Genomic DNA, 8,304 nt, shown 5'->3' with positions numbered 1-8,304 from the left:
CTCGGTGCGCGCCTCGAGGACCGCGACGTCGACGCCCTTCTGCGCGAGCAGGACCCCGAGGCACAGGCCCACGGGACCGCCGCCGACGATCACGACGTCGTGCCCCTCAGCCTCAATAGCTCGCACGAGCCCCGCCTCAGGGGCGGACGCGCGTCAGGAGGGCGGTCTCGACGGTGAGTCCCGGCCCAAACGCCATGGCGCACACGCGCTCCGAACCGGGCCGCGCGCCGTCGTCGGTTCTCGCTTGACCCTCCCCGGGCGGGGTGCCTTCCGCTGTCCCGGCGCCGGCCGCCGATCCCGGCGAGTCTGCCCACGGCAGGCCCAGGATGTAGTCGAAGACGAACATGATCGTCGCGCTGCTCATGTTGCCGAATTCGCGCAGCGTCTCCCGCGCCGGCACCGCCTGGTCCTCGCTCAGCCCGAGCCGCGTCACCACCTTGTCCACGATGCTGCGGCCGCCCGGGTGGATGGCCCAGTGCTCGATCTCGGCGTGGGCCCTGCCCGCTAGCGCGGGGTCCCGGGCGAGGAGCGGCTCGAGGGCTCCCGTGATGTGCTCGTCGATGATGTGCGGGACGTAGGTGCCGAGGACCATCTCGAAGCCCCGGTCGCCGATGTTCCAGGCCATCGTCTCCTCGCCCACGGGCGTGAGCGTGGTCTCGAACGCGTCGAGACTCAGGGCGGGCTGAGTGAGCGGCAGGTCCCGCGCGCTCACGACGGCGGCCGCGGCGCCGTCCGCGAAAAGGGACGCGCCGAGGATCGTGTCCGGATCGTTGGAGCTGCGGACGTGGAGCGTGCAGAGTTCGACGACGGACACGAGGACCACCGCGTTCGGATCCGCCTCGCAGAACTGCTTGGCTGCCCGGAGGGCCGGGAAGGCCGCGTAGCAGCCCATGAACCCCAGATGGAAGCGCTGGACGGACGGGCGCAGGCCGAGTTCGCGGACGATCCGGTAGTCCGGTCCGGGGTTGAAGAAGCCCGTGCAGGAGACCGTGATGACGTGGGTGACGTCCTCGGGGCCGAGGCCGTCCGCCTTGTCGAGCGCGCGGCGGGCCGTCTCGACGAAGAGCGGCGTGGCCTCGCGGACGAACAGGTCGTTGCGGGTCTTGGTGCTCGGGGTGAGGAGCCTGCCCGTCGCGGAGTCGAAGAATTCGGGGGCGTGCGTCGGTTTGTCCCACGAGAACTCCGCGATCGACGAATAGCGAGTGTCGATCGCGGCCGCGTCGAAGCACGTGCGGACCAGTCTGGTGCCGAGCCGCGTGAGGCCCTCCTGCGCCGCGAAGACGTCACGCGCCTCCGCCTGCTTGAGCACCGTGGACGGGACGGCTGTTTCGAGGGACCTCATGAGGACCGTCATAGGCCCCATTCTCGCCACGGGAAGGGTGCTGCTGGCAAGGGGCGGGGAGTTGCTCCCCTTTTGAGGGTCACGTAACGCGGGTGACAACCCACGTGGCGTGACCTCTGAACGACGCCGCACCCACGGGACGTGACCCCTGAACTACGCCGCACCCACGGGACGTGACCCCTGAACTACGCCGCACCCACGGGACGTGACCCCTGAACGGCTACAGGACCCCGAAGGCCTCGAGCTGCTCGGCGAGGGACGCGCCGTCGGGCGCTGACGCCCAGGGGACGCTCGGTACGGGGGTGGACTGCCCGTCGTGCATCGTGCCGCCGGAGAAGACCGCCTCGCTTCCGGACAGCTCGCGGATCGCGACGCCCGAGACGCTTTCGGGATGCCGGCGCGCGAACTCGGCGTAGATCGACTCGTCGTGCTGGCCGTTGTCGCCGATCAGGAGCCACTTGATGTCGGGGAACTCGGCCGCGAGCCGCGCGAGGTTGCGGACCTTGTGCTCGCGGCCACTGCGGAACCAGCTGTCGGCCGTCATGCCCCAGTCCGTGAGGAGGAGCGGCCCGGCGGGATACAGGTTCCGGCCCAGGAAGCGCGAGAGGGTCGGGGCGGCGTTCCACGGTCCGGTCGAGACGTACATGACCGGCGCGGTCGGGTGCCGAGCGGCGAGCCGGTCGAGCAGCACGGACATCCCAGGCGTGGGTGTGCGGGCGCGCTCGCTCAGCACGAAAGTGTTCCACAGTGCGAGGAAGGGGCGCGGGAGGGCCGTGACCATGACGGTGTCGTCGATGTCGGACACGATGCCGAACGTCGCCGCCGGGTCCACCACGAGCACTTGGCCGACGGCGGGCTCCGCGCCCTCCGCGCTGAGCCGCACCGAGTGCCAGCCCGGACTGAGCGACACGTCCACCATCGCGTCCACGACGCCCCCGAAGTCTGCGCGCACAGCCTGCCGCTGGTCGCCGATCTCGATGGTCACGGCGGAATGCTCGATCGGAATGCTCGTGAACGCCCGCCAGCCGCGCACGTCTTCGGTGCCGGTCCAGCGGTGGGCCGCTGCCTCCTCGAGCCAGCCGGCGCGGCAGTGATCGCGGCCTCGCGCGGGCTCACGCGTCGTGTTCGCGCCGATGCGGTGGAGGCCCGGTGCCCCGTAGAGGACGCGGGCGAGGATGCGCACGCGAGATGTCGTGCCGTACCCGCGGTAGGCGACCACCTGCGGGATGAACCCGAACCTGCGCGCCCACCCCGTTTGCGCGGCATGGACGCGGTCGCCGACGCGATGGGCGACCTTCAGGAGGGCTCCAGTCATGCGGAACACTTTGCCACCTTTGGCCCAAAGTCACAGAAACGACGACGGTGCAAGGCGGGGCGCTCCAGCCAGTACGCGTACACGACGGAGTGCGATCCGAACTGCACGCGTTTTGCGGCCACACGGGCCGCGCAACGCCCGAGAAGCCCGGAATTCCGCGGAATCTCCCGCGGCGATGCGCGGAAACCCGTACGGGAAGCTACGCCTCCGGACGCGTTCCGACCTGTACGCGTACCGAAAGGAACGGGGTTGGGGAGGCACCTCGTCCTCACACCCGCGCGAGCTGCTCGATGTCCTCGAGAAACGCGGCCGCGACCTCCTCGCTCACGGTCGTCTTCGTCTCGGCGATCGCCTCGAGATAGTCCTCCGTGGAGGGCCCCCTGCGCCCGTTCGCCCCGGTCCCGGTCGGACCGCGCCCGGCGAGATCCGAGACGGCGGGGACCTCCCCGGCGTCGGCAGCGGCGCTCGCCCCGCCGTCGGCAGCGACGCTCGCCCCGCCGATGGGCGCGTACACCGCCTTCTCGAGCGCGCGCTGCGACGCCGAGCGCGCCGCGAACTCGATGTCGGCGGGGGAAAAGCCCTCGGTACGCGCCACGAGCAGATCGACGTTGACGTTCCCGAGAACGGCCTCGGGGATGAAGCGTTGCCACATCGCGCGCCGGGCCTCGGCGTCGGGCAGGCCGATCGGCACGACGTAGTCGAAACGGCCGTGGCGCAGGAACGCCGAGTCGAGGGCCCGGATGAAGTTCGTGGCGCACACGAGGAGCCGGCCCGACTGCTCGCGGAACGCGGGGATGATCTTGAGCAGCTCGTTCGTGACGCCCTGCATGGGGCTCGGCGGATCCCCGGCACGGTGCGACGCGATCTCCTCGACCTCGTCGAGGAACACCACGGCGTGCTCGAGCTCGGCGATCTCCGTGAAAGTCCGGCGCAGCGCTCCGGCGAGGCCCTCCGAGTCCCCGGCCAGCCGGGACGGGAACACCTCGACGAACGGCCACTCGAGCCGGGACGCGATGGCCTTCGCGAACGTCGTCTTGCCTGTACCGGGCGGCCCGAAAAGAACGACGGCGCGCGGCGGCACGACGCCGAATTCGTCCGCGAGCTCGGCCTCCGCGAGCGGGAGCACGAGCCGCCGCTCAAGGAGCTGCTTCTCGCGCCGCATGCCCGCGACGTTCTCCCACAGGTCGCGCGGCAGGACCCGGCCGCCAAGCTGTGCGAGCGGCCCGAGCTCGGCGCGCTGCACGGGGATCTGCCGCTCGAAGAAGCGCAGATTCTTGACGTCCTTGAAGCCACGGTTGAGGAACGCGTCAACGCGCGTCTCGGTGTCCGGCATGAGCGCGGACAGCTTGGTGAGGCCGAGCGGCGCCATGCGGTGCTCGAGCGCCGAGAGCAGCGCAGTGCCGATTCCGCGGCTCCGCCACTCCGGGAGGGTCGCGAGGAACACGATCCACCCCTGCTCGTGCGCGGCCCGCGCCACGGCGGCCCCAATCACGTCGTCCCCGTGGAGCGCGACCGCCGCGTAGTCCGCCTGGCAGCTCGCGAGGACCTCGGAGAGCGAGTAGACGGGCTCGATCCCGGAAGACGTCATGGCGCCCCACAGGCGCAGGATGCCGTCGAGGTCCGAGGGGTGGAAGTCCCGGATCCGCCACGTGGTCATGGGTGCTCCTTCGCGCCGCGCCGACCGGGCGACCGGTCGATGGGGGCCGTCGCCCCCGTGAGCCGAGTCTAGCCACGAGCGGTAACGCGGGGGTTGCGGCGGCGTAGCGGCGGATGAAGTCAGGTGCTTCCTCCGCTCGCGGCGACAACCCGCCGTCGTCCGTGTCCCGCCGCCCGGCGCTAAGCCCCTCGCGCCCGCCCGCGGCGTGCCGCCACGCCGAGCAGGAGCGCGGCGAGCGCAGCCGCCGCTGCCATGATCACCGCCATCGGCACGGCTGTGTCCGCGCCACCGATCCCGGACAGCGGCGAGACGGCCGCGCCGAACACGAACTGCGCGAACCCGAGTCCCGCCGAGCCGCTCCCGGATACGTGCCGCACGGCGTCGAGGGCGAGGGCGGTTGAATTCCCCATGATGAAGCCGACCGTGCTCACGGCGCACCAGATCGGCACGGCGAGCAGCCAACGCGGCACGGGCAGGAGCGCCACGATGAGCAGGAGCACGCAGAACGCGAGCAGCACCGGGACCGCGATCCGCACCGTGGGGAGCGGGCCGACCGTCCGTGCGAGCCGCGACGAGATGTAGCCCGAGGCGATGAGCCCCGCGGCGTTGACCCCGAACGCGATGCCGTAGCCCACGGCGCTGAAGCCCAGGACGTTTTGATACACGAACGACGAGGCGGAAATGTACGTCATCATGACCGCGAACGTCGTCGCGAAGAGCGCCGCGAACAGGAGGTAGCGCGGCACTCGGACCACTTGCGCGAGGCCGCCGAGCAGGCTCGCGCCGTCTCGCGACGCGGCGGGCCGTGTTTCCCGGAAGACCAGCGCGACGGCGGTCATCATGAGCGCGAAGAGCACGGCGAGCGTCCACATGATCCCGCGCCAGCCGATGGGCCCCTGGAGGAAGGCCCCGATCGATGGCGCGAGGATGGGCGCGATCCCGCCCACGGTCATCATGAGGCTCATGGTCCGCGCCGTCTCGGTGCCGCGCGTGAGGTCCACGACGATGGCCCGCGCAATGACGACGCCGGCCGCCCCGCCGAGGCCTTGGACGAGCCGGGCCGCGATGAGCACCTCGATCGAGGGGGCGACGGCGGCGAGCACCGAGGAGCCGAGCGCGAGGACGTTCCCGCACAGGAGCGGGACGATGCGCCCGTGGCGGTCCGAAAGTGCCCCGAAGCCGAGCTGCCCGAACGCCATGCCCACGAGGAAGCCCGTGAGCGTGAGCTGCACGCCGGACGCGCTGGCCGCGAAATCCTGCTGCACGTGCGGGAAGCCCGGGAGGTAGAGGTCCGTGGAGAGAGGCGCGGTTGTCGCGAGGAACGCGAGCACGAGGAGCCATGCCGTGCTGAGCTTCCCGGAGGGGTTCAGGGCAGGCAGTGGCATGGCGGTCCTTTCGTGGGCTCCCGCCAGCCTACTTTCCTCAGACCGGGAAGACGGGACCGCGACCCTCGAGGACCTCGGGGTGCTCCAGCGCGTACCGCCGCAGCCCGCCCTTCTTGGGAACCTTGACGGGCTCAGGCCAGCGCGGCCCGAGGGAGTCCCCGAGCGTGACCCCCCGCAGCTTCCGTCCGATGAGCGGGACAACCCAGTCGTTCATCCACTGCCGCTGGGCGTTGACCCACTCGAGCGTGCTGCGCGGCGCGAGCGGCTCCCAGTCCACGGGCTTGAACGAGGTCGGCACCCCGAGGTGGGCCAGCACCTGGCGCGCGAGGAACTTGTGCCCCGCCGTCGACATGTGGAGCCTGTCCGCGTCCCACATGCGCTTGTCGTTGTACTCGTCGAAGCACCAATAGTCCACGAGCACGGCGCCGTGGTCACGCGCGAGCTCCCGCACCCACGCGTTGTACTGCCAGTTGCGGTGGCGCAGCGGCTCGAGGAGCGGGTTGACCTTGACGTCGTAGCCGGTGAACAGGACGAGAGTGGCCCCGGTCTCGGCGAGCCGCCCCACGAGTCCCGCGTATTCCTCGAGGAGCCGGTCCATGTCGGTGCCGAGGTCGAGGAGGTCGTTGCCGCCCGCGTAGAGCGTCACGAGCGTGGGCTCGAGGGCGAGGGCCGTTTCGAGCTGGTCGTCGATGATCTGCCGGAGCCGCTTCGAGCGCACGGCCAGGTTCGCGTACTCCCAGCCCTTCTCGTGCTTCGCGAGCTTCTCGGCGACGCGGTCGGCCCAGCCTCTCACCCCGTTGGGCAGGCCCGGATGGGGGTCGCCCACGCCCTCGGTGAAGGAGTCGCCGAGGGCGACGTACCGCCGTCGAACGCTGTCACCCACGGTCGCACTCTAAGAAGCTCGGGCCACGCCGCGGCAACGCCCCGGCGACGCGAGGGTTAACGGTTGCGGGGTCCCTGCCCGTCGCTCGCCGGTCCCTGCCCGTCGCTTGCGGGGCCTTTGTCAGGGCGATGACCCCGCAACCCGCCGGACGGGACCCCACAACTTACTTGACGCAGGGGATCCCGCCGCCGAAGAGCGACGACGACCAGTCGCCGGCGTCGTACGAGCCAGTGGACGACGGCGAGGGCTGGGTCTGCGCGGGGGCCTGGCCCGAGCCCTGAGCGGGGGCCTGGCCCGCGCCCTTGGCGGGAGTCGACTTGGCCGGAGCCTGCTGCGCTGGCGCCTGGCTCTGGGCGGGCGCCGGCGCGGCACTCGTCGAGGGCTGCGGCGAGAGGAGCTCGGCCACCTGCGCCTGAATGGCCTTCTTGTCCACGATGTTGACCGACTCGCCCGTGTCCGACCAACCGAAGTCCACGATGGGCAGCGTCACGAACTTCGTCTTGTTCTCCGTGAGCTGCTTCGCCTTGAGCCCGAAGTCGATGAGGTTGAGCGACTGGTCGACGGCCATCTTGTCCTTGAGGGCGCCGATGATGCCCTGGACCTTGCCGATGTCGGTGAACGTGCCCTTCTGCTTGAGCTGCGTCGCGAGCGACGAGATGAACGCCTGCTGCCGGCGGGCGCGGTCGAGGTCGGTGAGCGAGACGCCGGAGCCGGACGTGTCGCGGCGCTGGCGGACGAACGCGACGGCCTGCTGAGCGTTGAGCTGCTGCTGGCCGGCCTTGAAGTCGGCGCCCGAGTACGAATCCTTCGTGGCCTCCTGAAGGCACACCGTGATCGGCGCGACGGCCTTCGCGACCGAGAGGAACGCGGACATCGTGACCTCGACGAAGTGGTCCACCTTGACGTTGAGGAAGTTCTGGACCGTCTGGATCTCGGACTTGCGGCCCGCGTCGCGCGCCGCTTGGTAGATCTCGGGGTCGCTCTTGCCCTGCGGATCGGCCCTGAGCTTCTTCATGGCCTCGTCCATCGCGTAGCCGTAGGCCTGCTTGACCTTGCCCTGCTTGACGCCGTCGGGCGCGCCCGCGAGGTCCACGTAGTCGTCGCGCGGGATGGAGATGATGGTCGCGGTGCTGCCGTCCTTCGGGACGTGCAGGAGCATGAGCACGTTGCTGTTGTACCCGCCGTCGTCCGAGCTGCCGGAGTGCAGCGCGTCGTACTCCTCCTGGCTCAGGGCGTTGCCGTTCTCGTCGAGGCGGCTGTCGAGCCCCATGAGCAGGATGTTGACGTCCTGGTCGAGGCCAGCGCCGCCGTCGAGCGCCTGAGAACGCTTGATCCCGTTCTCGAGGCCCCAGTAGGTGGCGAGCGCGAAGATCCCGCCGCCGAGCACCAAGGCGCCGACGAGGACGATCGAGATCGCGACGAACCGGCGCCGCCGAAACTTCCTGCGACGATCGCGGGCTACGAGCTGCCCGTAAAGGTTGTGCCACGGCGCGTTGCCGGTGGTCTGGCTGCTGGCCTCTCGGGCTTCGGGCGAAGGCCGCATGCGGCTCCCTTGGGTCGGCGGTCAGGACGGCCGCGCGCCGCGCAACACAGCGCGCGGGGCTACGTTAGCTGGGAAAACTCCACTTTAGCTGGATGCGCGCCGAACGCGCGCGAAAATGCCAACTACTTCGCGAGCGGACCACGACCGCGACCGCCACCGCTGCGACCCCCACGAGCGCG

Annotated in this window: 7 protein-coding genes; all 7 read right to left on the bottom strand. The window is 70.5% G+C overall.

The annotated features are described in order from the left end of the window. Window positions 1-93 (bottom strand): FAD-dependent monooxygenase (locus ACLN58_RS14215; protein WP_415855914.1); only part of this gene is annotated, 93 nt, incomplete at its 3' end. A gap of 43 nt (window positions 94-136) precedes the next feature. Next, window positions 137-1,354, bottom strand: coding sequence for a type III polyketide synthase (locus ACLN58_RS14210; RefSeq protein ID WP_415855913.1), 1,218 nt, complete (start codon window positions 1,352-1,354; stop codon window positions 137-139). 208 nt (window positions 1,355-1,562) lie between these two features. Next, window positions 1,563-2,657: an App1 family protein gene (locus ACLN58_RS14205; RefSeq protein WP_415855912.1), complete on the bottom strand. Its 1,095-nt coding sequence runs from the start codon at window positions 2,655-2,657 to the stop codon at window positions 1,563-1,565. A 268-nt stretch (window positions 2,658-2,925) separates the two neighbouring features. Next, window positions 2,926-4,314: an ATP-binding protein gene (locus ACLN58_RS14200; RefSeq protein WP_415855911.1), complete on the bottom strand. Its 1,389-nt coding sequence runs from the start codon at window positions 4,312-4,314 to the stop codon at window positions 2,926-2,928. Window positions 4,315-4,493: 179 nt separating this feature from the next. Then, window positions 4,494-5,699 carry a multidrug effflux MFS transporter gene (locus ACLN58_RS14195; RefSeq protein WP_415855910.1) on the bottom strand — a complete coding sequence of 402 codons (1,206 nt, stop codon included), beginning with the start codon at window positions 5,697-5,699 and terminating at the stop codon, window positions 4,494-4,496. Between the two features lie 37 nt (window positions 5,700-5,736). Then, complete coding sequence (locus ACLN58_RS14190) at window positions 5,737-6,582, bottom strand: SGNH/GDSL hydrolase family protein (protein WP_415855909.1); 846 nt, start codon at window positions 6,580-6,582, stop codon at window positions 5,737-5,739. A 163-nt stretch (window positions 6,583-6,745) separates the two neighbouring features. Next, window positions 6,746-8,125 (bottom strand): LCP family protein, encoded by a 1,380-nt coding sequence (locus ACLN58_RS14185; RefSeq protein ID WP_415855908.1) that lies wholly within the window; start codon window positions 8,123-8,125, stop codon window positions 6,746-6,748. Window positions 8,126-8,304: the final 179 nt, after the last annotated feature.

The organism is Sinomonas sp. G460-2 (genome assembly GCF_047759905.1).
Lineage (GTDB): Bacteria > Actinomycetota > Actinomycetes > Actinomycetales > Micrococcaceae > Sinomonas.
This window is presented reverse-complemented; position numbering and strand designations above follow the sequence as displayed.